Below are 24973 nucleotides of genomic sequence, written 5' to 3'. Positions count from 1 at the left end.
AAAGCAAATTTAATCCACATACAATGATAAACACGCGCTTTATACTTTCCTCATTCTGATAACGAAAGAGATATCAAAATGACTAACGTATTGATTTTGGGAGCCGCTGGTTCTCTGGCGCGTGTGGCGACACGCTATCTGCTGGATAACAGCGATGCTCATCTCACCCTCTACTTACGCAACGCAAAACGATTAAGCAATCCCGACCCGTCTCGAGTGACGATCGTTGATGGCGATGTGCTCAACGAGAAACAACTGACAGGCGCTATGCAAGGCCAGAATGTGGTCTATGCCAATCTATCTGGAAACATGAAGCAGCAGGCGCAATGCATCGTTCAGGCGATGACATCAACCGGTACTACCAGACTGATTTTTATTACCTCAATGGGTATTTACGATGAAGTTCCAGGTGAGAACCACGGTAGCGTATTAACGCCGTACCGGGAATCCGCCGCCGTTATTGAAGCATCCGATCTGGACTATACGCTGATCCGTCCCGCCTGGTTTACAAATGGAAGTGAAGTGGAATATGAATTAACGCATAAAGGGGAGAATTTCTCTGGTAGCAACGTTTCCCGATTAAGTATTTCCGATTTAATTAATCGACTGGTGACGACTCCCGGACTTTATTCACGGGACAGTTTAGGCATTGCCCGCATTTAGAATTACTTAAGCACAAACTCCATTAAGGTATAAATAAATGACAAATCATGAGATCGCCCAGCGTATTGCGCTCCGGGAACTGGTTGATACTTTTTCTAACCTTGCTGATGAGAAGAATGTTGCTGCACAAATTCCTTTGTTTACCGCTGATGCCCATATTAACGTGGTGATGGATGGTAAAGAGGCTTTTGATTTAAAAGGACATCCGCAAATTCTTGAAGCCTTTAGCGGTTACCTGGCACAATTCTCAGTGGTTTATCATCAGAATGGTCAGCAAACCGTCACGATTAATGATAATTCAGCGAGTGGCATTGCTTATTGTCAGGTGACGTTGATCAAAGAGGAAAATGGTCAAAGAATCAAACAAACCAGCGGCGTTCGTTATCACGACCGCTATGTTTTCCAGAATGGGAAATGGCTTATCGCCGAACGTCTTTCTCATTTTATGTGGACCGATATACATCCAATGTAATTTATCGCGAAACCCTGGCGGCCTCCCCAGCCGCCAGAGCATGAATGACATCAGACCGTTGTTTCCAGCACCACCACGCACTGGCCCGCTCGCACCGAAGAACCCGGCTGAACGCGCACCTGCCTGACCACGCCGTCCTGCGAGGCTACCAATGGGATCTCCATTTTCATCGACTCCAGGATCACCAGCACATCCCCTTCGCGCACGGTTTTACCCACCTCAACGTTGACCTGCCACAGATTGCCCGATATCGGGCTGTCGATACCCGCCTGTCCTGGCCGCAAAGGCGCATCATCACCCTCATCCACCACCACGTCGCTGCTGTCGAAATGTGCCTGGCCGTTGGCAATCCAACGCTCGCGCTCTGCGTCAAATGCCCCCTGCTGATGGGCGCGGAATGCGTCAATGCCAGGAGCTTCATCCGCAAGGAACTGCTGGTAGTCCGCCAGATTCAGTGCGGTATGTTCGATACGCAGCGGATAACGGCCCAGCGGAAAGTCACGGCGAATGGTCAGCAGTTCGTCGGCAGAGACCGGGTAGAAACGAATCTGGTCAAAAAAGCGCAGCAGCCACGGCTTACCACCAAAATCGTCAACCGCGTGATAGCGATTCCACATCTGCAGCGTACGTCCGACGAACTGATAGCCGCCCGGCCCTTCCATGCCATAAACGCAGAGATACGCCCCGCCAATTCCCACCGAGTTTTCCGCAGTCCAGGTTCGGGCCGGGTTGTACTTGGTGGTGACCAAACGATGGCGCGGGTCGAGCGGCGTCGCGACCGGCGCCCCAAGATAGACATCCCCTAATCCCATCACCAGATAGCTGGCGTCGAACACCGTCTTATAGACTTCATCGATATTTGCCAGATCGTTGATACGGCGAATAAACTCCAGGTTGCTCGGACACCATGGTGCATCGCGGCGCACGGTGGTCATGTATTTGTCGATGGCTTTCTGACACGCCGGATCGTCCCAGGAGAGCGGCAGCCAGACGATACGCGACGGCACCGCCAGCGACGCCTGCTCGCAAACGCCCTGCCATAACCCGGAGACTATCTCCAGAAGGGTTGCCAGACTCAGCGTTTCCGGCTGATAGTGAATTTGCAATGAGCGGATCCCCGGCGTGAGATCGACGATCCCGCACAGTGATTTTTCCTCCAGCGCCTGCATCAACGCATGCCCGCGAAAACGCAGCACCAGATCCAGCTCCGGCTCGCCAATCTCCAGCAACAGGTGAGTATCACCGGAGAGTCGCGCCACCAGGCGCTGGTCTGCGTGCCCTTGTTCCAGCACCACCGGTGACTCAAGGGCGACAGGTTCCCAGGCAACCTCCTGTGGTTCGAGGCTGGCGATCTCAGCTTTCTGAGCCTGCGCCAGACTGCGCGCGGTATCGATATCAACCGGCACAAAACGGATTTTATCACCGGCTTTCACCTGCCCGACCGCCGGTAAATCAGCCTCGATAATGGTCACCGGGCAGACAAACCCACCTAGACTTGGGCCATCCGGCCCCAGGATCACCGGCATATCCCCGGTAAAATCGACCGCGCCAATAGCATACGGGTTGTCGTGAATATTTGACGGATGCAGACCCGCCTCGCCGCCGCTCTCACGGACCCACTCTGGCTTTGGCCCGATCAGGCGCACGCCGGTCCGGCTGGAGTTAAAATGGACTTCCCATTCGGTGGCGAAAAAGGTCGCCATGTAGCCTGGCGTGAAGTACTCCGGCGCGCCGTGCGGACCGTAAATGACCCGTAGTTCACGCACGGCACCCAGCGTGTCCCGCAGTGCATAGGGCAGTTCTTTCTCCTGAACCGGTTCCGTTAGAGGCGCAATATGCAGCACGTCGCCGGTGCGCAGCGCCCGTCCGGCGTGGCCACCGAACTGCCCCAGGGTGAAGGTGCTCTTGCTGCCCAGATAGTCCGGCACGCTGAACCCGCCGCGCAGGCAGAGGTAGCTGCGTACGCCCTGATGGCTTATTTCACCCATGCGTAGCGTCATGCCCGCCCGCACGGTGAAAACACGGTTATTCACCAGCGGTTCACTATCCAACGTCAGCGCAATCTCTGCGCCGGTGACCACCAGTTGCGCATCGCAGTTAAATTTGAGCGTCGGGCCGCTGAGGGTGATTTCCAGCGCGGCGGCATTTTCATCATTGCCCAACAGACGGTTACCTAGCCGCAGCGCTCGACTGTCCATCGGGCCAGAGGGTGGAACGCCTACCGCCCAGTATCCTGTACGCCCGGGATAATCCTGCACCGTGGTTTGCGTACCCGCGTTAAGCACCTCCAGCGTGGAGGCCTGATAGTTGAGCCCTTCGAGGCAGCGGGTCCAGGGCTCACCGCGAACAAACGGCGTGAAGGTTAAAATCTGCTGCAGATAGCTGCGGTTAGTTTCCACGCCGTAAAGACGCGTTTCTCCCAACGCGGTATGTAACGCCTGAACAGCGGCTTCGCGCGTCGGTTGCCAGGCAATGATTTTCGCCAGCATCGGGTCAAAAAACGGCGGAATATCGCAGCCGGACTCCACCCAACTGTCGATACGCAGCGTACGGCGATCGTTTGCCGGAAACAACACTTCGGTAAGCAGCCCCGGAGACGGCTGGAACTGGCGGCCGGGATCTTCAGCATAAACACGGGCCTGAATAGCATGACCATTCGGTTTGAGGGTTTCACGCAATGCCGCCAGCGGGGGTAACGTCCCCGCTGCCAGTTCAATCATCCAGCGTACCAGATCGACGCCCCATACCTGTTCGGTTACGCCGTGTTCAACCTGCAGACGGGTGTTGACTTCCAGGAAGTAAAACCGCTCGGCGTGGCTGTCGTAGACAAATTCAACGGTACCCGCGCTGCGGTAGTTGACTGCTTTACCCAGCTTAATCGCCGCCTCACACAGCGCATTTTCCATGCCGGCAGGCAGGTTTGGCGCGGGGGTCTCTTCCAGTACCTTCTGGTTACGGCGCTGTACCGAACAGTCGCGCACGCCGAGGGCAATGACGTCGCCTCTGCCGTCGCCAAACAGCTGTACTTCAAGATGTCGCGCCCGTTCGATGTATTTCTCAATAAACACGCCCGAGTCGCTAAAGTTATTTTTCCCCAGCCGCACCACGGCGTCGAACGCATCGTTCAGCTCTTCAGCGCTATAGCAAACGCGCATGCCGATACCGCCGCCGCCCGCTGTGCTTTTCAGCATCACCGGATAGCCGACCTGCTCAGCTGCGTTTAGCGCTTCGTTCACATCCGCCAGAAGTTCCGTCCCTTCCAGCATCGGTACACCGTGCAATTTTGCCAGCGCACGCGCGGTATGTTTCAGCCCGAACAGACGCAGCTGTTCCGGTGTAGGGCCAACAAAGGCGATCCCAGCGCTTTCACAGGCTTCCGCAAAAGCTGCGTTTTCAGACAAAAATCCATAACCCGGATGGATGGCCTGGGCGCCGCTGGCCTGCGCCGCAGCAATCAATTTGTCTATCACCAGGTAGGTATTGGCCGCCTGGCCCTCGCCAAGGCTCAAGGCTTCATCCGCTTCACGGATATGCAGGCTGCTGATATCAGCCTCAGAATAGACCGCCACGCCGCGAAGATGCATGGCGTGCAGGGTACGCAGGATGCGACAGGCAATCGCTCCGCGGTTCGCAATCAGGAGTGTCGTCAACATAGGTCAGACTCAATCGTGGCGGGTCGTCCCGCCGGAATTCGGCTCACCCATGGTCGTCCACGGGGGCAAAAGCGTTTACGGCAGGAGTCGGCCAGCACGGACTTCAAACAGGCGATAAATCACCTGACGCAGACGCTGCCAGCGGGTAGGCGTTAGTTCCATATCAGCACCTCGGCAGGCGTTGGGTTCCAGCCATTGCAGGGGTTGTTCAACTGCGGGCAGTTGGAAATAAGTACAATGACGTTGCACTCGGCGCGCAACTCCACGTATTTACCCGGCGCGGAGATTCCATCCTCAAAGGTCAGCCCGCCCTGGGGCGTCACCGGTACGTTCATAAAGAAGTTGATATTCGCGCCAATATCGCGCTTTTGCAGACGGCCGTCGTGCAGGCAGGCGCAGAGAAAGTTATCCCGGCAGCTATGCATGTGCCGTTTGTCGAGGGCATAACGTACAGTATTGCTCTCCTGTGCGCAGGCGCCGCCGAGCGTATCGTGACGGCCGCAGGTGTCGGCGACGATGGTCAGCAGCGGGTTGCCGAGGTTCGAGTACAGCACGCTGCCGCTGGTGAGATAGGCATTATTCTGGCGACGCAGCGTACGCTGGGCATCGTAGCGTTCACGGGGTTTATCTGCGTTATAGAACAGCGTGTCTACCGCCTGATTGCCTTCCAGATCGAGCAGGCGCAGCGTTTGCCCTTTCTTCACTTCAAACAGGTAAGGTTCACCCGCCGGGATCACATGGCGGAAGCTGGCTTGCTGGGCTTGTTTCTCGCTGGCTACGGTCATCTTGTGGCTCCTTACAGGGCAAAAAGTTGGGTGTTAGTGAGGGCGCGTTCGTTTTCCGGGCGCGTCAGCAACGCGTTAATAGCAGCGTCTTCATCTTCAGCCTGTCTCCAGCTCAACTGTATCGGGCGCGGCGCATATTCGCGGGACGGGTCCATTGGGTGCGGCAGCGCAGTCATCACCATCAGCGTGTCCATGGAGGCAAACAGCTCGATATAGCTTCCCGGCTGTGAATGGCCGCTGTGGAAACTGAACTGCCCGTTGTCATCTACCGTGACCTTGCTGAAGAGGTTGATGACCATCAGCAGGTCTTCAAGGTTGAGGTCCCACTTGCCCATCTCGACCAGCAGGTTGTCGGTACCGTTACGGTAGAAACCATTGCGCAGCGCCTGATAACGCCCCTGCCCGTATTTTTCCGCCACTTCCTGCGCGTTCAATACGCCGCCAAACGGGTCGTGCCAGCCGCTGGTATCGGCAATGATCCCGGCCAGCACACGGCCCATGTCAGAGTAAAAACAGTGTCCGGCGGTGAGGCGCGCCGTATGCTGACCTTTCAACGTATCGGGCAGGTTCAGACGCTCGCTTTTGTGGTGCGGGTTCAGCATCAGCAGGCTGACGTTTGCCCCGCCTTCCATGTCCGTCATGCGTAGGATCTGTCCACGTTTGAGCACGAACGATAGGTGTCCACCGCCTGGCAGAACCTCTTCGCGCAATGGTGTGTTAGTTTTCATAGGGTTAACCTTTCAATGCATAAACGTTGTCGGGAGCCGTGCCGCTCAGCGCGGAGAGCCGCGTCTCATTGAGCGGAATGTCATAAGTAATGCGCGCGCCAAAGGCATTCGGCGCCTGCGGGTCGATGCGCACTTTGTCGAACACCAGTAAACGGGTGCCGAGGTTGAAGCCTTCTGAAAGATCATGTGTGACCATAAATACGGTCATCCGGGTTTCACTCCACAGTTGCAGCAGCAGCGCATGCATGTCTTTGCGGATGCCGGGGTCAAGTGCGCCAAAGGGTTCATCAAGCAGCAGCACGCGGGGCTGCATAATGAACGCCTGGGCGATAGCTAAACGCTGCTGCATGCCGCCGGATAGCTGTGCCGGATATTTATCCAGCGCATGGCTGAGGCCCACTTTTTCCAGCATCTCCGCTGCCCGTTCGCGCGCTGCGCGTTTTTTGGCGCCAAACAGTCGCCCGAACAGCGGCGATTGCGGCAGCTCGAGCCCAATGGAGACGTTATCCAGCACGCTGAGGTGCGGAAAAACGGAGTAACGCTGAAACACTACGCCGCGACTGCTATCCGGCTCTGCGCTAAGCGGCCTGCCATCCAGGGTAATCGTTCCACGGCTTGGTGCCTCCTGGCCGAGCAGCAGACGCAGAAAAGTCGATTTTCCACAGCCAGATGCCCCAACCATCGAGCAAAACTCTCCCGCTTTTACCTGCAGGTTCAGACGTTCCAGCACGACGTGGTCGCCATACTCCTGCCAGATATTGTTGATAGTGATAAAGCTCATGCCTTCCCTCCTTCCGCCCAGGGAAAACAGGTTTTATGCAACTGACGCAGCCCCAGATCCATCAGCCATGCCAGCAGCGTGATCCACAGGACGTAAGGGATAATCACGTCCATGGCCATATAGCGACGCACGAGGAAAATGCGGTAGCCCAGCCCAGCAGTGGACGAAATCGCCTCGGCCGAAATCAGGAATAACCACGCCGACCCCAACAGCAGACGCAGCGAGGTCAGCAGTCGGGATAACAGCTGAGGCAACACTACGCGCAGGACCAGCGTCCAGCTGTTGGCGCCCAGCGTTTGGGCTTTAATCAGGATCTCCGGTGGGATTTCACAGGCGCGATGCTCCAGATCGCGCGCCAGCATCGGCGTGATGCCAATAACAATCAGCATCACTTTCGACAGTTCATCCAGCCCGAAAACGATAAACAGCACCGGTAATATTGCCAGCGGCGGGATCATCGACAGTACCGTCATCAGCGGTGACAGCGACGCGCGCCACAGCGGGAACACACCGGAGGTCACGCCAATACACAGGCCCAGCAGTGAGGCAATTGCCAGCCCAACCAGCAGTCGCGCCAGGCTGACCAGGGTATCGACCCAAAACAGATACTCACCGCTGCGTTTATCCGGGGTAAACGCCATCCGCGATAGCGCATCCAGCATCTGCTGTAGACCCGGCAGTAGCTTGTCTTGCGGATTTGCCTCCAGCCGCACTGCAGAGCCAAAAAAATAGGCCGCCAGCAGCAGGAAGAAAGGCAGCATGACCAGCATCAGCCGCAGGCCAGAAGTGGGATGACGATTAATTTGTCGCATCGAAGTTCCGTCCGTTATCACAGCGTGCCGGCAGCGGCCATTTTCACGAAGCTGTCATCAAAGCGCAGTTTGACGTTACGGGCATCGCCCTGGGTGACGTTGCCCGGGAAGCTCATGCCGATAAAATCAGCGCTCTGCGCACCATCACCCAGTAGCCCTTTATCGAAGGAGAACGCGGCCACGCGCTGCATGGTTTTCGCCAGTTCAGAAGAGCTGATAAAGGCAATGTTGTCCTGCGGGGTATAGAACAGATGGGTGGTTTTGAGCTGCGCCTGATACCCAGCCAGATCGGTACCGGAGGCGGCGGCCATCGCATTTAGCGCGTTAGCATCCTGGGCTTTCATCAGCCCCATCATCTCGTACCATGCGCCGGTCAACGCTTTGCCGAGCGCGGGGTTGTCTTTCAGGGTTTCGCTGTTAACCACCATCATGTCGATAAGCTCGCCCGGTACCTGCGAAGAGCTGAACACTTCGGTGGTATTTGGGGTGCCTTTGATGACGGAAAGCTGTGGGTTCCAGGCCACTGCGGCCTGTACGCTGGAGGTGCCGAATGCCGAGACAATATCTGCATCCGACGTGTTGACCACGGTGACGTCTTTCTCCGCCAGCCCGGCTTTTTCCAGACCACGGACCAATAAATAGTGAGAAACGGAGAGTTCTGGCAGGTAGACCTTCATCCCTTTCAGGTCTTTGAGGGTTTTACCCTCGCCCTTCATCACTACGCCGTCGTTGCCTTCCGAGTAGCTGCCGAGGATCAGCGCGGTGGAATCAACTCCACCCGCAGCTGGAATGGTGAGCGCATCCATATTGGTCATGGTGCAGCCGTCAAACTGACCCGCGGTGTACTGGTTGATGGATTCGATGTAGTCGTTGAGCTGGACAACGTTGATTTTGATGCCGTACTTGTTGGCCCATTTATCGATGATTTTGCTACTGCTGATGGTGCCCCAGGGCATCCATCCGGCGTAAATGGTCCAGCAGACGTTGAACTCTTTTTTCACTGCAGCAAAGGTGGGGAGACTGACCAGCATTGCCAGCGACAGTACAAGAGAGCGGAGTAATGGCGTTATTTTCATGCTTGACCTCTGAGTGGCACAAAATTAGGGGGCAGCGCGACACCAACTGGTGCTGCTGTCTCCCGGGCTTTTGTCCCGCCGTGTAACCTCTCAGAGGTCGCCCGCTCTTGGACCAGTCATTCACCGAAGTGAACCGGAACCCTAGCCAGCTATTGGTCAAATTGTGTGTGCTGCCCTTTCAGATTTATCTAAGCAAGGGATATGCCAGGTTTTAATCATCTTGTTTATCAGTCAATTAGTGACTTTTATCGATGTCGGTTCACTATTTTGGGGAGGGTTTGTGGGGCGGGTGCACTGCGGTGGTGCCTGGAGGATGTAATACAGAACAACAATGATCCCCCGGCACGCGAACGCACGGATAGAACTCGTCAATAATTGCCTAACACGCAGGCATTCCCCTCTATCTTCAGCATTACGGCCATATTCACCTGCCATCTTTGCTGACTGACCGTTTTCACTTGCAGTACATCAGGCCACGCCGGACAGGCGAGCGCCAGCGTTGAAAAATGACCGGTGAAATCCACATCGACGATGGTGACGGCCCGCGCCGGGTCGCTGTCGGATAGACAAGGTGCGATGACAACCTGTTCAGGACGCAGCATGATGCGTTTTTCACCGCACGTGAGTGGGTTATCCACCGGGATCGCGCCCAGCGCGCAGTTTGCCACCCCGCTGCTCACCTGTGCCGGAAAAATCAGCGCATCGCCGAGAAACAGCGCCGTGGCTTCATCCACCGGTTGCGAATAGACAGCCATCGGCGACCCGACCTGTGCGAAGCGCCCCTTGCGTATCACCGCAATCTGGCTGGCAAACGAGAGCGCCTCCTGCTGGTCGTGAGTGACCAGAATCGACGCCACCCCGGCCTCATCCAGCAGGTCCGCCGTGGCTTTGCGCGTTGCCGCACGCAGCCCGGTATCCAGCGCAGAGAACGGCTCATCCAGCAGCATCAATACCGGTTCCTGCGCCAGGGCGCGCGCGAGCGCAACTCGCTGCTGCTGCCCGCCGGAGATCTCATGCGGCCAGTGATTGGCCAGTTCATGGCTGAGGGAGACCAGCTCCATTAACTCCGCAACCCGACGCTGATTTTCCTTTTTTGACCCCTTCAGGCCGTAGACAATGTTATCGGCCACTTTCATATGCGGGAACAAACCGCCTTCCTGCGGCACAAAGCCGATGCCGCGCTGATGTGCAGGTACAAAGGTGTTCGCATCAAACAACGTTTTGCCATTCAGGACAATCTGCCCGCTGTCCGGCGATTCAAAACCGGCCAGAATGCGCAGCAAGGTGGTTTTGCCTGAACCGGACGGGCCGACAATCACCGTGCGGGAGGACGGCATCACCGTCAGGCTTAGATCCTCAAGCACCGGCATCGGGCCAAATTTTTTGGAGATATTCGTTAATTCAATCATCTTACAGGCCCGCTATTTTTTGCGACTGCACGTAAAGGAGTCCGGTCAGCGGCAGCGAGATCAGCACCATCAACAGTGCGTAAGGCGCTGCGGCAACATAATCAATTTCACTGGTCAGCGCCCAGAATCCGGTGGAAAGCGTTTTGGTTCCCAGCGGTGAAAGCAGCAGCGTCGCCGTGAGTTCGTTGGTAATCCCGAGGAACACCAGCGCACCGCCGGCCGCAGCCCCCGGCGCGGCCAGACGCATGGTAATCTCCCAGATCGCGCGGGCCTGGGTTTTCCCTAAACTACGGGCAACGTTTTCCAGCTCCAGCGGTGCCTGTGCAATACCGGCGCGCAGATTGATCAACCCACGCGGCATAAACATCAGCAGATAGGCCAGGAAGAGCGTGAACTCGGTTTGATAGAGCGGACGCATATAATGGATGGTCACGGTGACCAAAGACAGCGCAACCACAATTCCCGGCAGCGAACTGGTGAAGTAGTTACACGCTTCAAGCGCACGGAACAGCGGACGCGGGTGGCGCACCGTCAGCCAGGTCACCGGGATCCCCGCCAGCATAATGAGCAACGCACCGCCGGAGGCCAGCACGATGGTCTGGCGCAACGACAGCCAGAGATCGGCCTGAGCCCAGTTTTCGAAGCCGCCCAGCCATAGCCAGCGACAGAGCACCGCCAGTGGCACCACCAGAGCCAGCATCAACACCGCCAGCGAGAAAAGCTGCCCCGCCACGCTGAGCGGTAAATTCAGCTGCAGACGATGCTGTTCGCGCGGTGCACCTGAACCCACACGGGCATAGCGCGCTTTACCACGCGTCGTCCCTTCAAGCGTCAGGAACACCAGGCAGCAAAGTGCCAGCACGCCCGCGAGCATATTGGCCGCCGGGCCGCTAAACGTCGACTGGAACTGATCGTAAATGGCGGTGGTAAAGGTATCAAAACGGATCATCGCGTACAGGCCATATTCCGCCAGCAGATGCAGGGTGACCAGCAACGCTCCGCCCCAGATAGCCAGTTTCAACTGGGGCAGAACGATACGGAAGAAAGCGGACAACGGCGGCGTGCCTAATGACGCGGCGACATCTTCCAGCGTCGGATCGAGGCGGCGCATTACCGCAGAGACCGGGAGATAAATGAAGGGGTAATAGGCCAGCACCGAGAGAAAGACCCCGGCGCCCAGGCCATGAATGGACGGCACCGCACTAACCCAGGCGTAGCTCTGCACAAAGGCCGGGATCGCCAGCGGCGCGACGGCCAGAACTGACCAGATACGGCGCCCGGCCAGAGTGGTTCGTTCCGTGAGCCAGGCAAGCATCACCCCTACCAGCACACAGAGCGGAACGGAAATGATCACCAACAGCAGCGTGTTGCTGAGCAGTTCAGCAACACGCGGGCGGAAAATGAGTGCCTTGACCGTGTCCCATCCGGTGTCAAAACCAATCACCACCACAAAAGCCGGAGGGATCAGCGATAACAGCGCAAACAGTATCGCGAGTAAAATCATCGTTAACGCCGGGCGGCGTCGTCCCCCACCGCGCCGGAGGTTAGGCGCGTGGGTAATATTAACCACTGACATCAGGCACTCACCACTACATCAATTAAAGAAGGCCAGCTTGCGTCATCAAATCAATGACTTTTTTGTTGTTGAGCGTGGAGGCTTCAACTTTTGGCGCATCCAGATCCTTCAGCGGAACCAGCTTCGGATTGGAGGCGGCATTCACGCCCACCGCGTATTCAAACGCGTCGTTGGTGCGTAGGCTGTCCTGACCCGCTTTACCGGTGATGTACTTCATAAATGCCTGTGCCTGCTGCTGATGCTTACTGGAGGCCAGTACGCCGCCACCGGAAATGCTGACGAAAGCGCCTGGGTCCTGGTGTTTGAAGTAGTGCAGCTGGGTGTTTTTGCTGTTTTCACCGGTTTTCGCCTGGTCAACAAAACGGTAGTAGTGATAAATCACCCCGCCATCAATTTGGCCAGCGTTGACGGCTTTCAGCACCGTGCTGTTACCTTTGTAGGCCACGAAATTAGTTTTCATCCCTTTCAGCCATTCCAGCGTCGCTTTCTCGCCCTTCAGCGCCAGCACTGCGCTGACGATAGCCTGGAAATCAGCGCCGGATGGAGACGCAGCCCAGCGCCCTTTCCACTCAGGTTTCGCCAGATCCATTAACGATTTTGGCAGCTGTGATTCATTCAGCTTAGCCGGGTTGTAGACGAACACGGTGCTACGTGCCGCGATACCAATCCAGCGTCCGTGTTCCGGGCGGTAAGCCGGAGCAACCTGGTCCAGAGTGGCTTTATCCAGCGGCGCAAACAGCTTCGCGTTATCGACCAGCACCATTGCCGGTGAGTTTTCGGTCAGGAAAACGTCAGCAGGAGATGAACTGCCCTCCTGCACCAGCGCGTTGCCCAATTCGCTGTCGCCGCCGTTACGCAGCGTCACTTTTATACCGGTCTCTTTGGTGAAACCGTCAACCCAGGATTTCACCAGGTTTTCATGCTGGGCGTTGTACACCACAAGCCCGTCGCTGTTGTCCGCCGCGCTGGCGAACGGTGTTAACAAAACAGATGAGGTTAGCACTGCAATGGAGCAGAGGGATGAGAAACCAAACTTCATACGTTAATCCTTTATAGAAATGAGTACATAACACCTGAATGCATAGCGAGTGGATTAAAGCACATCAATATGAAGATGGTAATGATAATGATTTCAATTATCACATAACGGTATGAAATAGGGAGAATGATAAGAATGCTGCAATAAAAATCCTGATTCGCAACCATTGGGGTCGATAAGGTTAAGAAATCCTTAAGAAAATATTTATGGTAGGTTGTTCCGCCACGGTAGGCGGTTCTACCCTTTGAATTACTGATTTTAAATCGGAGGAAACATCCGCTTCTGGCATGAAGATGGGGATACGGATGAGTTGAAGGTCCGCTGTGAGCGAGAAGCCGACCTTTGTTATTCTGACGTGAAACTCGACATATGGTCAGGATATAACAATCCCTCTCGCCCTCAGGCTACGTTTGCTTGAATTGATAGCGTCGAGAAGGCGGATTCGGCTTTCCCTAAGATGATCGGCGAGTAACTCTGCGGCTTTCTCAATGTCCTGCGAGCGCAGCGCAGCAAATATTTCGCGATGCTCTTCCCAGGCGGGGTTCGACGGCGCTTTATCAAGCCATCTTGCCCGTGAAAGCCGTCGCAGTGCATCACTTATCCCTTCAATGATAAACGCATTCTGACAAAGACGGGCCAGATACAGATGGAATCGTGTTCCGGCATCGTCCAACATCCCTTCAGACGCAACAGCAGTCTTCTCTTTAAGCAGGATTTCCAGACCGCTGAGTTGTTCTTCCGTCATTTGGCTGGCTGACAGTTTTAATGCCGCCACTTCCAGTACTTCCCGGTAAATACACAGTTGTTCAACTTCAGCGACATCGATCGGTGCCACCAACCAGCGTAACCCGTCACGACATACCAGCCCCTCGGACTCCAGCTTCTGTAATGCGGCTCGAACAGGCGTCCGGGAGGCGTTAAACGTTGCTTCAGCCCAGCGCTCGGTCAGTCGTTCTCCCGGCCCCAGTTCCATGCTGAGTATCAATTTTCTTAATTGGTTTTCAACTTCTGATGCCTGGCTCATGACGGCAATGTTCTCCCACAAATTGACAGTAAAATGCATAATCGATATGGTATACCAGTTTGGTATACCATGATAGAGCATTTTTATGACCCAATTTTATAACAGCTTTTGGCAACGAAACCTGATCGTTTGCTTCATTGGCTCGTTCTCAACCGTCTTTGCAATGACCCTGATGCTGCCGTTTCTGCCTTTATATGTCGAAGAGCTTGGTGTTCACGGGCATGCAGCGGTTGTTCAATGGTCTGGTGTGGCATTCAGCGCAACGTTTATTACTGCCGGGTTGATTGCCCCCGTCTGGGGACGACTTGGTGACAGATATGGACGTAAGTCGATGCTCGTGAGAGCCAGCCTTGGCATGGCTATTACGGTTTCGCTTATGGGGCTGGTGACGAATATCTGGCAACTTGTCGGTCTGCGGTTGCTAGTTGGGCTGGCTGGAGGCTACTCATCCGGCGCAACAATTCTTATCGCTGTACAGGCTCCCAGAGAACGTGCCGCATGGGCGCTGGGGATCGTTTCATCCGGTGTCATGGCTGGCAATCTTGTCGGCCCCCTTGCCGGGGGATGGCTACCGGGGCTGATTGGTATTCGGTCCACATTTTTCTGTGCAGGCGCACTGATTTTTCTGGCCTTTATCATGACCCTGACTCTCATCCGCGAAGCGGTACAAAAGCCCGAGGATGCTGCGGCAAAAACGCGGGGGAGCTGGCCCCAATTGCCTGCCCGCTCTGTGATTGTCTGTATGCTTTGTACCGGTCTGCTGCTGATGCTGGCCAATATGTCAATAGAACCCATTATCACGGTCTATGTGCGTACACTCGTCATCGACGCTTCTCAGATAACGAAAGTGGCGGGATATGTGATGGCAGCCGCGGCCCTGGGCAGCATTATCTCAGCTTCCTGGCTTGGTAAACTGGCAGACAGAATAGGACATTTACGCATTATCACGCTGGCGCTGGCTACGGCCGGTTTGTTGCTCATCCCGCAGGCTTTTGTCACTTCCGGGTGGCAACTGATTGCCCTGCGTTTCCTCATGGGGCTGGCGCTTGGCGGCTTGTTGCCTTGTATTGCGGCAGTCATACGTCACCGTGTACCAGAAGGCATGGTGGGTAGCATCCTTGGCTATTCCGTCGCCGCGCAGTTCGCCGGTCAGTTCATCGGGCCGCTGATAGGTGGTTTTGTCGGCGGGCATATCGGGATGCGAGCCGTCTTTCTGGCAACCAGCTGTATCCTGCTAGCCGGAGCTGCCTGGAACTTTAAAATACATCGCCAGTTAGCAACGCGCTGACTCACTTCATTAGCCTTCAGCTACAAATTTGGAAAATTTATGTCAAATCAACTCAGTAATATCAATAAAAACAGCGCTCTGCTGGTTATGGATTTTCAAACGATCATCCTTAACAATTTTCTCCCGCAAGAAATCGCTGGAAACGTTATCCGCAATACCGCATCACTGATAGCAGCTGCGCGCGCAGCAGCCGTACCGGTAATTTATATCAGTGTCGGATTCCGCAAAGGGTATCCAGAGGTCAGCAAAAACAACACTATCTTCTCTTCGATTAAAGAGAATGGAATGTTTATGGCTGACAATGAGAGCACGGCTATTCATCCTGAAGTCGCTCCCGCAGAGAATGAGGCCGTCATTGTTAAACGCAGAGTCGGCGCTTTCTCATTTACCGAACTTGAGATGATTCTTCGCGCCCAAGGCATTGAAACTTTGATCCTTACCGGCGTGACCACCAGTGGCGTGGTGCTTTCTACAGTCGGGCAAGCTTTTGACCTGGATTACCGACTGGTGGTTGCGGGTGATTGTTGCGCCGATCCAGATCATGACACCAATTTGTTTATACTTGACAAAATCCTGCCTCAACATGCCATTGTTACCCGTTCAACTGAAATATCAGAAGCATGGGCATAAAAACAAGAATATCTGACGTCAAGATAACCGTAGTGTAGATAGTGCATATGACCGGGCATATGTGGTTGCTTGGTCATATGAACGTCTGCTCCTGGCACAAAGCTGAAGCGCCCCCCATCGCTATCAGGCACTTCATCTGCTCCCGTATAAACCCCGGCGTCGCTGCGCTCGGCCGGGCTACGATGGTTGTCTGGCGCACCTGTTCCTTGCTTTCCGCGCCGCGTTTCCGCCAGTCGCTCACAACAAGCCCCCAACATCAGACCGATGACCAATACTGGCTTTGCGTGAAGTAATCTCATGATAATTCACTGTCTGTAAGAAATGAGGCCAGTCTACTCGGGGGAACCCTACAAAAAGGGGTTAACCAGATGACAATCCTGTCATCTGGCGGAAGGCTCAACTATTTCGGCAAATAGCGTGCCGGCGTAGTGCCGGTATGTTGACGGAAAAAAGCGATGAATGCGCTGTCGCTGACAAACTCTAGCCCTTGCGCGACATCGCTTAACGAGAGTCCCTCGGACAGCATTTCCATGGCTTTCAGTAGTCGCCACTGCTGCCGCCAGTTCTGATAATTCATACCGGTATCTCTGACAAAAATACGACTTATCGTGCGCTCTGAGGCACCGGCCTGCTGGGCTAACTGACCTAATCTCGGCGGTAAGTCTCCCTTACGCACCCTATCCACCCAGCCGTTGAGGCGTGGGTCTGAGGGAAATTTTAGCGTCCAGTTTTCCTGACGCGCGCGCTGTATTTCCTCACCAAAAACGGTAATGAGGCTGGCCTGTTGCGCGGCCTCCATACCCCAGGGCCAGAACGCCATTCGTTCAATAACCTCAAAAAAGAGAGGATTCACCTCGACTATCTGCAGCGGCAGCATCGATAGCGGCAAAGCCGTTGAAAAATAGAGAGAACGATAGGCCAGCACGCCGCGCATAATGGCGCGGTGAGCGGTTCCTGCGGGTATCCAGGCAGCCCGGCCCGGCGGCAGCAGGCACAGGGTTTGATCGAGTTCAATAGTGATACTTCCTGCCGCCGAAAAGAGGAGTTGATGGCGCTGATGGCTGTGCCGCCCGGAATCATGCACGCCCATATCGGATGCGATGCCGACGACCGGTTCATCAAAACGATCCGGGTCGAATATATCGCTGGGGCTAATTTTCATAAATTGTCCGATATTTGATAGATAATGTCTTTAATATGGTAATAAGACACCCGTGCGTTCGCAATAATACGCCTTAATTTTCTGACGCACTGGATCTCATCATGAATATCACCAACCGTCCCCCCTTATGGCTGCTGACGCTGCTCATTATGTTTCCGCAACTGGTGGAAACCCTATATAGCCCGGCGCTGCCGGACATCGCCCGCGCATTTGAGGTTAGCCACGAGCGCGCCGCTCAAACGCTTTCAGTGTACTTTATCGCTTTTGCGGTCGGGGTCGCGTTGTGGGGCTGGCTATGCGACCACATCGGGCGTCGGCCAGCCATGATGGCCGGGCTGGTCTGCTATGGCGCGGGGGCCACAATGGCCGTTGACGCCCAGGATTTTACCCTGCTGCTGCTGGCGCGTATGGTTGCGGCAATAGGAGCCGCTTCCGGCTCCGTGGTGGTACAGACGATGCTGCGTGATAGCTATGAATCCACCGCTCTTGCTCGTGTGTTTTCGGTTATGGGCGCCGCGCTGGCGATGAGCCCGGTGTTTGGGCTGGTCAGCGGTGGTTGGCTGGTCAGTCTGTATGGTCACACCGGCGTCTTTATTGCACTGGTATGGCTGGCGCTATTATTGCTCATACTCACGGTAATCGCCCTGCCTGAAACCCGGCCAGAGAATGTGATCAGGCCACGGGTTGCCAACCTGGCCGTCCGTATGGCGCGAGATGGCGCGCTCTGGAAGAACGTCATGCTTGTTGCTTTGCTGAATACCATGTTGTTCAGCTACTACAGCCTGAGCCCGTTTCTTTTCACGCAATTGGGCTGGAGTTCAACGGCATTTGGCTGGACGGGGTTCCTGCTGGCGCTCGCTTCACTGTTGGGGAGCCTGCTGAACCGGAGGCTGTTAACCACCAATCTTACCCCCGAGCGATTGGTCTATTACGCCTGCATTCTGGCGCTGCTCTCCGGTGCCGTCGCATGGCGGTTGCAGCATTCCGCGTGGATACTTATCCCGGTTGCGGGCGTGGTGGTCGCCTACGGCATCGCAATACCGAACGTGCTGAGCCAGGCGCTGCATCGCTACCGGGAGCAGGCCGGGGTTGCCGGCGCGCTGTTCGGATTAAGCTACTATCTGCTGCTGGGGATCTTACTCGGGCTCGCCGGTATGGTGCAGCAGTTGGGGCTGGTTCTGACGGTCTGCGCGCTGATCGCCTGGCGATGCAGCACGCCCCGACGTTGAGTTACCGGGCACTATATGCAAGGCCCGGTCGCGCATCCGTACATCATATACAGTGGGAACAACGGGATTAATGGGATCATCGCGATGGTGCCCAGAGTGGTAATCGATTGGGTCTTATCGCTGATGGAGACCACAATCGGTTGTTCCAGCCGATACGGCGCAGACAGGTCATCAGATTCATCAGATAACACCCAGAAGCCGCTGGCTTTAAACATCACCCCAAGATGGTCGTTATCAATCGGTGTCGCTTTATACTGATTCACCAGCATGGTTTGTTGCCCAGCATCCACTTTATGCTTATCAATCACCACCAGGTACTCCGCCGTTAGCTCGTGGTTCTCGGCCACAAAGTTAACTCGCACGCCTGACGCCTGTTGATGAAAGCGAGCGTAGAATGTTTTATAGCGCTGATACTCCTGGGGCATCCCCGCACGCCCGAAACGATAGCTGTATTTTTCTGAACTGGCGATAATGCCGGTATCATCCGGTTTTATCGCCACAATGGTATCCGTTGGCGGCAAGTTTGGCGTATTGGCGCATCCAGCCAGCAGCAGAACGGCCAGCAGTGAGAGGTATTTCAGCATGTTAACCATCCCGGTTGATCATTTTTATCTCCCTGTTTACCACATCATCAATAGCTTGCCACCTCCCTGATTTTTATAGATACGGCTTTCTCCTGTCATTTTTTTGTCATTTCAGCGTCAGCACTTTGTGGGTCTCCGGCCACTACAGTAGCCATGACCCCATTGCTGAATCTGAGGATTGACCATGAAATTACGCCATCTTACCGTTCTGAGTTCCCTGATACTGGGCGCATTAAGCCCGCTCGCCGCACAGGCGGATGCTCCGCAGGAAGTGAAAAATATCGTGCTGGTGCACGGCCTGTTTGCCGACGGCTCCAGTTGGGGAAAAGTGATCCCATTGCTGCAGGCAAAAGGCCTGAACGTCACGGCAGTACAGAACCCAACGACCTCTCTGGATAATGACGTGGCGGCAGTTAAACGCGCGCTGGCACAGCAAAATGGCCCGGTGATTCTGGTAGCGCACTCGTACGGCGGTATGGTGATAAGTCAGGCGGGCGACGAGCCAGAAGTGAAAGGGCTGGTCTATATTGCCGCCAGGGCTCCGGAGGCCGGTGAAGATTATCCGGCGCTGACCAAGCGCTACCCTGCGGCACCAGCTTCGGCGGGCCTGAAATGGAGCGACGATGGCTATGGCGCACTAAGCGAATCCGCATTTGTTCATGATTTCGCCGGCGACCTTCCAGAACGCGAAGCCAAGGCCTATTACGCCGTGCAACAACCAATCGGTAAAGCGATTACCCAGGCTAAAACGACCATTGCCGCCTGGCAGCACAAGCCAACCTGGTATGCAGTATCCACGGAGGATCGCACTATCAACCCGGATCTGGAGCGTTTTATGGCGAAACGAATGCATGCACAGACCATTGAGCTGAAATCCAGCCATGTTTCGCTCCTCTCGCAGCCAGAAGCGGTGGCGAACCTGATTATGAAAGCGGCCCACGTGCCGGGATACTAAGGTTATACTGACAAAATTGGGGCGCTTTCCGCGCCCTTTTCTCTCCTTTTTACAGGACCCGCTGCGTGAAAATCCTCATTATTGAAGACGAAGCGAAAACCGCCGCCTATCTGGTGAACGGGCTAAATGAAGCGGGTTATACCGTGGACTGGGCTGCAAACGGTATCGACGGGCTGCATCTCGCGCGGGAAGAACGCTATGACCTGATATTGCTGGATGTCATGCTGCCGGAAATGAACGGCTGGACGGTCATGGAACGCTTGCGTACCCATAGCCAGACTCCAGTGCTGTTTCTGAGCGCACGCGGAGCTCTGGAGGATCGCCTGCGCGGGCTAGGTCTGGGCGCCGATGAATATCTAGTGAAGCCATTTTCATTTGCCGAACTGCTGGCGCGTATTCGTATTATTTTACGCCGCGGCCAGCGTCAGCCAGAGCCAGAAGCACGTCTCTCGTTGGCGGATTTGGTGGTGGATATCGAAAAATTTCGCTGCGAACGGGACGGCAAACTTATCACGCTCACCAACAAAGAATTCAAGCTGCTGGTCTGCTTTCTACAGCATCCCGGCCAGGTACTCTCGCGAACGTTTCTCGCCTCCCGCGTCTGGGATATGAATTTTGACAGCGACACCAACGTGGTGGACGTCGCGGTACGCCGGCTGCGGCAAAAAGTGGACGATCCCTTCAGCGTACGGTTGATTCATACCGTGCACGGCGTTGGATATCGCTGCGAGAAAGCGTCATGAAGCGCAGGTCCCTGACTTTTCGATTAGCCATTCTGCTGGCAGCATTCTCCTTTGCGGCCTTAACCGTTATGGGCAGCGCACTCTACTATGGACTGCGCCAGCAGCTCACAATACGCGACGATGCAGCGCTGGTCTCTCGCGTCGACCAGATCAGCACGCTGCTGCGGGATCTTAATGCCCGTCAGTTGATCCACGAAAAGCCGCATCTGTTTGCCAATATGCTGGGCAATACGGAGTCATTGTTGATTATCCGCTACGTTGGCGGGCCGACGCTGCTGGAAGTCAATCCGATGCGGCGCGATATTCCGGCCGTTACCCCCGTAGCTGGCAACCAACGGCTTACGCCCGCCGCTGTGCATCATGCCAACAACGCAGACGGCACGCCGATGGTCTATATGGCGGCAATCAGCCCGTCGGCCAACGGCCAGCCGCCGCTGGAAATTCTCTCAGCCAGAGTGCTGAGCGATCGCACCCATATTCTTGAGGTGTATCGTAACAACATCATGCTTTTTGCCATCGTGATAGCGGCTATCTCCATCATACTGGCGGTTATTTTCGCTCGCCGCGGGATGTTGCCGTTGCATCAGCTTGCCGAACGTACCGCAAAAATCGGCACGCAAACGCTCTCTTCCCGGCTCGATAAACACGGCGTACCGACCGAACTGGATGCCCTGATCGACTCGGTGAATGCGATGCTTGAAAGACTCGAGCGTGGCTTCCAGCAGCTTAAACAGGTCAGCGCGGATATGGCCCACGACCTGCGCACACCTATTAACACCCTACTCGGCCAGACTGAAGTGGGCCTCGGCGCACCTCGGGATAATCACTACTACCAGCAACTGCTGGGGTCAAACTTCGAAGAGCTACAGCGCATGTCGCGGATGATCGACAATATGCTGTTCCTTGCCCAGGCGGAGCAGCCCGACCGAGCCATTCAGCGCCACAAGATAAACGTCGCCGAAGAGATTCAGCGCCTGAGTGACTATTTTGAGGATCTGGCCGCCGATCGTGGCATATCCTTCCACGCCCGGGCCAGCGGAACGGTGTACGCCGATACCCAGCTGCTGCGCCGCGCGCTGGCAAACCTGCTGTCTAACGCGGTGCGTTACGCCGAGCCGCAAAGCGTGATTACGATAGCGGTCGCAGCCGAAGCTGACGGAATGGCTATCCGGGTGATAAACCGAGGGGAAACCATCTCACACGATCATCAGGATAAATTGTTCGATCGTTTTTACCGGGCCGATCCTGCACGCCACGATTCGGCTCACTCCAGCGGACTGGGTCTCTCTATCGTGCGTTCGATAATGCAGTTGCATCAGGGGCGATGCTGGGTAGAAAGCGAGGACGGTATCACCTGTTTCGGGTTGTGGTTCCCCGATAAACAATTAACCATATGATTTTAAATTATTTTGTTATTTTATCGTGCGCTACGTGAATTCTGATAATTCAGCAGTGCCGTTATGCGTCAGAATTTGCGTACAACCGCCTGAATAAGTGAGTGAAATTTCAACCATTAAACGTGAGCCATTGCCGGGGGTTCCGCTTTCTTGTAACCTTCCCCCGCTCACTTTATTCCACTCAATGTTTAACGGACCCCGCATGACAGCACATATTTCAAAAGATCCTTTGCACGGCGTCACTCTGGAGATGCAGGTCAATGCGCTGGTGGCGCGTTTTGGGTGGGAACAATTAAGCAAGCTGATTAACATCAACTGTTTCAAGAATGAGCCGAGCGTAAAATCGAGCCTCAAATTTTTGCGCCGTACGCCGTGGGCGCGCGCAGAAGTAGAAGCCCTCTACCTAGACTCACTGTCGGGTGATGTGGATATCGCGCCGGAAGAACCGGCGTTCAATCCGTGGGGAACCGGTCGTTCTAAGGGGTAACTCGCACTAGCGGTTTGCCGCTGAACTGACGGTGACGGAGCTGGTCCAGTAGCTCCGGCAGCTTATCGAACCCGGTAGCCACCGTCTCTTCCGCCATCAGACGACCAGCGGCGAGATCGGTCATTATCTTCTCACCGGCAGCGGTAAGCTGATGCCATGCCTCATCGTCGCCATACCAGTGTAGCGCGCCGAGCGCCACTTCGTGCATCGACAGGGTTCTGCCAAACGGCGCGCAGGGCCACTCGCTTAACCGCCCCTGAATCGCAATAATATGACCGTTGGCCTTCAGCGCTGGCGTCAAACGAGCGGCGTGATCTTCATTTACGCTGTCAATCACCGCATAGAACGACGCGGCATCTGCCTCTGGCCAGGACTGCCCTGCGGCTAATGGCCCAGCAATACAGCGCTGTGCGCCCATTGCCTGCAAACGCTGCCAGTGGCGCTGGTTGCACATCGCGGTCACCGCAAATCCTCTCGCCGCTGCAAACTGAACAAGATAATGCCCCACCGCGCCGCCGGCACCGCTAATCAGCAGCGGCGCATTAGGGATGACGGGCAGTTTTTCGATAGCCAGCCAGGCGGTCAGCGCCGGACACGGGATGCTCGCCGCGGTGTCAAAACTCACCACATCTGGAATACGCATCAGGGCGCGGGCGGCAATCGGCGTATGTTCAGCATAGCTACCGGGTTTCGCCAGACTTTGATGATATGCCACCCGCTGTCCTAGCCAACGGGTATCAACCCCTTCCCCTAGCGCGACCACCGTGCCCGCACCGTCAACGCCTGGGACATGGTCCTTCTCCCAGTCAATTAACCCCGGCCCCAGCACTTTCCAGTCAACCGGGTTCAGTCCGATAACCGCATTTCGTACCAGCACTTCGCCTGCAGCCAATGACGGAACGGCGATACTTTTCAGCTCAAGCGCGTCCGGTTCGGCGCTGCCTTGCCAGGTCCAGGCAAGATGTGAATGTTCAGACATAGGGCTTCCTTACTTTTTTCTGGATGAATATCCATCAACGATAAGAAATTCGTAGAAATAAGGCAAATGACATATCGGGATGATCGTTATCATTTCGTGTGATATCAGCGGCGCTAACTGATTGACTTCGCCTTAAATAGTACGAAAATGTTCTCACTCGATTTAACCCGAATAACGGCACCTATGACTCTCAGTTCTTTTAATTTTTTCCGCATGTCGAAAACGAAAAAAGCCGCCGCGCTGGTTGCCGCTGCGCTTTTTCTGGTCAGCTGTGACTCAAAGACTCCCGTTAAGTCGCCCTCTAACGTCAATACGGGCAAAACCCAGCAGAGTAATGAACCGATGCGCGGCGTCTGGCTCACTACGGTATCTCGCCTCGACTGGCCACCCATTAGCTCAATCAATGCCAGCAGCAGCATGCAGCGCGTGATTCAGCAGCAGGCCGCGCTGCGCGACAAGCTCGATAAGCTGAAAAGTATTGGCATTAATACTGTCTTCTTCCAGGTTAAGCCTGATGGTACGGCACTCTGGCAGTCCAATATTTTGCCGTGGTCTGAAACGCTGACCGGCACTATCGGCCAATATCCAGGCTACGACCCGCTGCAGTTTATGCTGGATGAAGCGCATAAACGCGGCATGAAGGTACACGCGTGGTTTAACCCATATCGTGTTTCCACTAATATCAAACCGTCCACTGTGACGGCATTAAATAATACGCTGTCGATGACGCCGCCGAGCGTTTACGTTCTGCATCGTGACTGGATCCGTACCGCAAGCGACCGCTTTGTGCTCGACCCGGGTATCCCAGAAGTTCGCGACTGGATCACCAGCATCGTGGCAGAAGTGGTCTCCCGCTATCCGGTTGACGGCGTGCAGTTTGACGACTATTTCTATACCGAAACCCCTGCTTCAGCGCTCAATGACAACGCTACCTACCGCCAGTACGGTCAGGGCTTTGCATCGAAAGCCGACTGGCGTCGCAACAATACGCAGCAACTGATTACCCAGGTTTCTCGTACCATTAAACAGCTCAATCCAAACGTCGAGTTTGGCGTGAGTCCGGCGGGCGTCTGGCGTAACCGTTCGCACGATCCGGCCGGTTCCGATACGCGCGGCGCAGCGGCGTACGATGAATCTTATGCCGATACTCGCCAGTGGGTGCAGCAGGGTCTGCTCGACTATATTGCCCCGCAACTTTACTGGCCGTTTGCCCGTGATGCCGCGCGCTATGATGTGCTGGCAAAATGGTGGGCCGACGTGGTGAAACCAACCAATACCCGCCTTTATATCGGTATCGCGCTGTATAAAGTGGGCGAACCGTCTAAAAATGAGCCAGACTGGACGGTTCAGGGCGGCGTGCCGGAGCTTAAAAAGCAAATTGATATGAACGAGTCCGCGGCAAATATCGATGGCACAATCTTGTTCCGCGAAGGCTACCTCGAACAGCCGCAAACCCAGCAGGCGGTTGATTATTTAAAAAGCCGCTGGGGTAATTAATCAT

22 protein-coding genes, 1 pseudogene and 1 riboswitch are annotated in these 24973 nt (G+C 55.3%); of the genes and pseudogenes, 10 read left to right on the top strand and 13 right to left on the bottom strand.

Features of this window, described 5'->3' with window-relative positions; genetic code table 11:
- Positions 1-78: 78 nt before the first annotated feature.
- Both V6940_RS19065 and V6940_RS19060 read left to right on the top strand, forming a co-directional pair.
- Positions 79-663: an NAD(P)H-binding protein gene (locus tag V6940_RS19065; RefSeq protein WP_333496923.1), complete on the top strand. Its 585-nt coding sequence runs from the start codon at positions 79-81 to the stop codon at positions 661-663.
- 37 nt (positions 664-700) lie between these two features.
- A complete protein-coding gene (locus V6940_RS19060) occupies positions 701-1135 on the top strand; it encodes a nuclear transport factor 2 family protein (protein WP_333496922.1) in 435 nt (144 codons plus the stop codon).
- Between the two features lie 50 nt (positions 1136-1185).
- Here the strand turns inward: V6940_RS19060 and uca are convergent, their stop codons facing one another.
- The 10 genes from uca to V6940_RS19010 form a co-directional block, all read right to left on the bottom strand.
- Entirely contained in the window at positions 1186-4788 is a 3603-nt protein-coding gene (gene uca, locus V6940_RS19055; protein ID WP_333496921.1) for an urea carboxylase, read from the bottom strand.
- A 152-nt stretch (positions 4789-4940) separates the two neighbouring features.
- Positions 4941-5573 carry an urea amidolyase associated protein UAAP2 gene (locus V6940_RS19050; protein ID WP_333496920.1) on the bottom strand — a complete coding sequence of 211 codons (633 nt, stop codon included), beginning with the start codon at positions 5571-5573 and terminating at the stop codon, positions 4941-4943.
- 11 nt (positions 5574-5584) lie between these two features.
- Positions 5585-6301: an urea amidolyase associated protein UAAP1 gene (locus tag V6940_RS19045; RefSeq protein ID WP_333496919.1), complete on the bottom strand. Its 717-nt coding sequence runs from the start codon at positions 6299-6301 to the stop codon at positions 5585-5587.
- Positions 6302-6305: 4 nt separating this feature from the next.
- Entirely contained in the window at positions 6306-7082 is a 777-nt protein-coding gene (locus V6940_RS19040; protein WP_333496918.1) for an ABC transporter ATP-binding protein, read from the bottom strand.
- Positions 7079-7894, bottom strand: coding sequence for an ABC transporter permease (locus V6940_RS19035; RefSeq protein WP_185666343.1), 816 nt, complete (start codon positions 7892-7894; stop codon positions 7079-7081). The genes V6940_RS19040 and V6940_RS19035 overlap by 4 nt, the downstream gene beginning before the upstream one ends.
- 17 nt (positions 7895-7911) lie before the next feature.
- Positions 7912-8970 carry a putative urea ABC transporter substrate-binding protein gene (locus tag V6940_RS19030; protein WP_333496917.1) on the bottom strand — a complete coding sequence of 353 codons (1059 nt, stop codon included), beginning with the start codon at positions 8968-8970 and terminating at the stop codon, positions 7912-7914.
- A 57-nt stretch (positions 8971-9027) separates the two neighbouring features.
- A riboswitch (guanidine-I (ykkC/yxkD leader) is annotated at positions 9028-9126 on the bottom strand.
- Positions 9127-9338: 212 nt separating this feature from the next.
- Positions 9339-10379: an ABC transporter ATP-binding protein gene (locus V6940_RS19025; RefSeq protein ID WP_333496916.1), complete on the bottom strand. Its 1041-nt coding sequence runs from the start codon at positions 10377-10379 to the stop codon at positions 9339-9341.
- A gap of 1 nt (position 10380) precedes the next feature.
- Positions 10381-11883 carry an ABC transporter permease gene (locus V6940_RS19020; protein ID WP_442910832.1) on the bottom strand — a complete coding sequence of 501 codons (1503 nt, stop codon included), beginning with the start codon at positions 11881-11883 and terminating at the stop codon, positions 10381-10383.
- Between the two features lie 94 nt (positions 11884-11977).
- Positions 11978-12994 carry an iron ABC transporter substrate-binding protein gene (locus V6940_RS19015; RefSeq protein ID WP_333496914.1) on the bottom strand — a complete coding sequence of 339 codons (1017 nt, stop codon included), beginning with the start codon at positions 12992-12994 and terminating at the stop codon, positions 11978-11980.
- A gap of 373 nt (positions 12995-13367) precedes the next feature.
- Positions 13368-14018, bottom strand: a complete 651-nt coding sequence (locus V6940_RS19010) for a GntR family transcriptional regulator (protein WP_064398456.1) — start codon at positions 14016-14018, stop codon at positions 13368-13370.
- A gap of 85 nt (positions 14019-14103) precedes the next feature.
- Here V6940_RS19010 and V6940_RS19005 point away from each other — a divergent pair, with 85 nt between their 5' ends.
- Both V6940_RS19005 and V6940_RS19000 read left to right on the top strand, forming a co-directional pair.
- Positions 14104-15306, top strand: coding sequence for an MFS transporter (locus V6940_RS19005; protein WP_333496913.1), 1203 nt, complete (start codon positions 14104-14106; stop codon positions 15304-15306).
- An 87-nt stretch (positions 15307-15393) separates the two neighbouring features.
- Positions 15394-15952: pseudogene (locus V6940_RS19000) on the top strand (cysteine hydrolase family protein).
- 384 nt (positions 15953-16336) lie between these two features.
- On the opposite strand, the gene V6940_RS18995 reads toward V6940_RS19000, so the two are convergent.
- A complete protein-coding gene (locus V6940_RS18995) occupies positions 16337-17098 on the bottom strand; it encodes an AraC family transcriptional regulator (protein ID WP_333496912.1) in 762 nt (253 codons plus the stop codon).
- 101 nt (positions 17099-17199) lie between these two features.
- Here V6940_RS18995 and V6940_RS18990 point away from each other — a divergent pair, with 101 nt between their 5' ends.
- Positions 17200-18327, top strand: coding sequence for an MFS transporter (locus V6940_RS18990; RefSeq protein WP_333496911.1), 1128 nt, complete (start codon positions 17200-17202; stop codon positions 18325-18327).
- 11 nt (positions 18328-18338) lie between these two features.
- Here V6940_RS18990 and V6940_RS18985 read toward each other — a convergent pair whose 3' ends face one another.
- Entirely contained in the window at positions 18339-18911 is a 573-nt protein-coding gene (locus tag V6940_RS18985; protein WP_333496910.1) for a hypothetical protein, read from the bottom strand.
- A gap of 184 nt (positions 18912-19095) precedes the next feature.
- Here V6940_RS18985 and V6940_RS18980 point away from each other — a divergent pair, with 184 nt between their 5' ends.
- From V6940_RS18980 to V6940_RS18965, 4 genes are all read left to right on the top strand, one after another.
- Positions 19096-19866: an alpha/beta fold hydrolase gene (locus tag V6940_RS18980; RefSeq protein ID WP_333496909.1), complete on the top strand. Its 771-nt coding sequence runs from the start codon at positions 19096-19098 to the stop codon at positions 19864-19866.
- A 65-nt stretch (positions 19867-19931) separates the two neighbouring features.
- Entirely contained in the window at positions 19932-20609 is a 678-nt protein-coding gene (locus V6940_RS18975; protein WP_333496908.1) for a heavy metal response regulator transcription factor, read from the top strand.
- Positions 20606-22006 carry a heavy metal sensor histidine kinase gene (locus V6940_RS18970; RefSeq protein ID WP_333496907.1) on the top strand — a complete coding sequence of 467 codons (1401 nt, stop codon included), beginning with the start codon at positions 20606-20608 and terminating at the stop codon, positions 22004-22006. Before V6940_RS18975 ends, V6940_RS18970 begins: the two co-directional genes overlap by 4 nt.
- A 202-nt stretch (positions 22007-22208) precedes the next feature.
- A complete protein-coding gene (locus tag V6940_RS18965) occupies positions 22209-22493 on the top strand; it encodes a VF530 family protein (protein ID WP_333496906.1) in 285 nt (94 codons plus the stop codon).
- Here V6940_RS18965 and V6940_RS18960 read toward each other — a convergent pair.
- Positions 22483-23472, bottom strand: a complete 990-nt coding sequence (locus V6940_RS18960) for a zinc-binding dehydrogenase (RefSeq protein ID WP_333496905.1) — start codon at positions 23470-23472, stop codon at positions 22483-22485. The two genes, V6940_RS18965 and V6940_RS18960, sit on opposite strands and share 11 nt — an antisense overlap.
- A 213-nt stretch (positions 23473-23685) precedes the next feature.
- Here V6940_RS18960 and V6940_RS18955 point away from each other — a divergent pair, with 213 nt between their 5' ends.
- Complete coding sequence (locus V6940_RS18955) at positions 23686-24969, top strand: glycoside hydrolase family 10 protein (protein WP_333496904.1); 1284 nt, start codon at positions 23686-23688, stop codon at positions 24967-24969.
- The last annotated feature ends 4 nt before the right edge of the window (positions 24970-24973 follow it).

It is taken from the genome of Kluyvera sp. CHPC 1.251 (genome assembly GCF_036759945.1).
Taxonomy (GTDB): Bacteria; Pseudomonadota; Gammaproteobacteria; order Enterobacterales; family Enterobacteriaceae; genus Kluyvera; species Kluyvera sichuanensis.
The sequence above is the reverse complement of the archived record's forward strand: the minus strand, read 5'-3'. Positions and strand labels throughout refer to the sequence as shown.

Coding starts and splice junctions, on each gene's coding strand:
- V6940_RS19035 (WP_185666343.1), bottom strand. CDS start 7,894: ATGCGACAAATTAATCGTCATCCCACTTCTGGCCTGCGGCTGATGCTG.
- V6940_RS19015 (WP_333496914.1), bottom strand. CDS start 12,994: ATGAAGTTTGGTTTCTCATCCCTCTGCTCCATTGCAGTGCTAACCTCA.
- V6940_RS19050 (WP_333496920.1), bottom strand. CDS start 5,573: ATGACCGTAGCCAGCGAGAAACAAGCCCAGCAAGCCAGCTTCCGCCAT.
- V6940_RS19030 (WP_333496917.1), bottom strand. CDS start 8,970: ATGAAAATAACGCCATTACTCCGCTCTCTTGTACTGTCGCTGGCAATG.
- V6940_RS18985 (WP_333496910.1), bottom strand. CDS start 18,911: ATGCTGAAATACCTCTCACTGCTGGCCGTTCTGCTGCTGGCTGGATGC.
- V6940_RS18970 (WP_333496907.1), top strand. CDS start 20,606: ATGAAGCGCAGGTCCCTGACTTTTCGATTAGCCATTCTGCTGGCAGCA.
- V6940_RS18995 (WP_333496912.1), bottom strand. CDS start 17,098: ATGAAAATTAGCCCCAGCGATATATTCGACCCGGATCGTTTTGATGAA.
- V6940_RS19065 (WP_333496923.1), top strand. CDS start 79: ATGACTAACGTATTGATTTTGGGAGCCGCTGGTTCTCTGGCGCGTGTG.
- V6940_RS18960 (WP_333496905.1), bottom strand. CDS start 23,472: ATGTCTGAACATTCACATCTTGCCTGGACCTGGCAAGGCAGCGCCGAA.
- V6940_RS19005 (WP_333496913.1), top strand. CDS start 14,104: ATGACCCAATTTTATAACAGCTTTTGGCAACGAAACCTGATCGTTTGC.
- V6940_RS19040 (WP_333496918.1), bottom strand. CDS start 7,082: ATGAGCTTTATCACTATCAACAATATCTGGCAGGAGTATGGCGACCAC.
- V6940_RS18990 (WP_333496911.1), top strand. CDS start 17,200: ATGAATATCACCAACCGTCCCCCCTTATGGCTGCTGACGCTGCTCATT.
- V6940_RS18955 (WP_333496904.1), top strand. CDS start 23,686: ATGTCGAAAACGAAAAAAGCCGCCGCGCTGGTTGCCGCTGCGCTTTTT.
- V6940_RS19060 (WP_333496922.1), top strand. CDS start 701: ATGACAAATCATGAGATCGCCCAGCGTATTGCGCTCCGGGAACTGGTT.
- V6940_RS18980 (WP_333496909.1), top strand. CDS start 19,096: ATGAAATTACGCCATCTTACCGTTCTGAGTTCCCTGATACTGGGCGCA.
- V6940_RS19010 (WP_064398456.1), bottom strand. CDS start 14,018: ATGAGCCAGGCATCAGAAGTTGAAAACCAATTAAGAAAATTGATACTC.
- uca (WP_333496921.1), bottom strand. CDS start 4,788: ATGTTGACGACACTCCTGATTGCGAACCGCGGAGCGATTGCCTGTCGC.
- V6940_RS19020 (WP_442910832.1), bottom strand. CDS start 11,883: ATGATTTTACTCGCGATACTGTTTGCGCTGTTATCGCTGATCCCTCCG.
- V6940_RS18965 (WP_333496906.1), top strand. CDS start 22,209: ATGACAGCACATATTTCAAAAGATCCTTTGCACGGCGTCACTCTGGAG.
- V6940_RS19025 (WP_333496916.1), bottom strand. CDS start 10,379: ATGATTGAATTAACGAATATCTCCAAAAAATTTGGCCCGATGCCGGTG.
- V6940_RS19045 (WP_333496919.1), bottom strand. CDS start 6,301: ATGAAAACTAACACACCATTGCGCGAAGAGGTTCTGCCAGGCGGTGGA.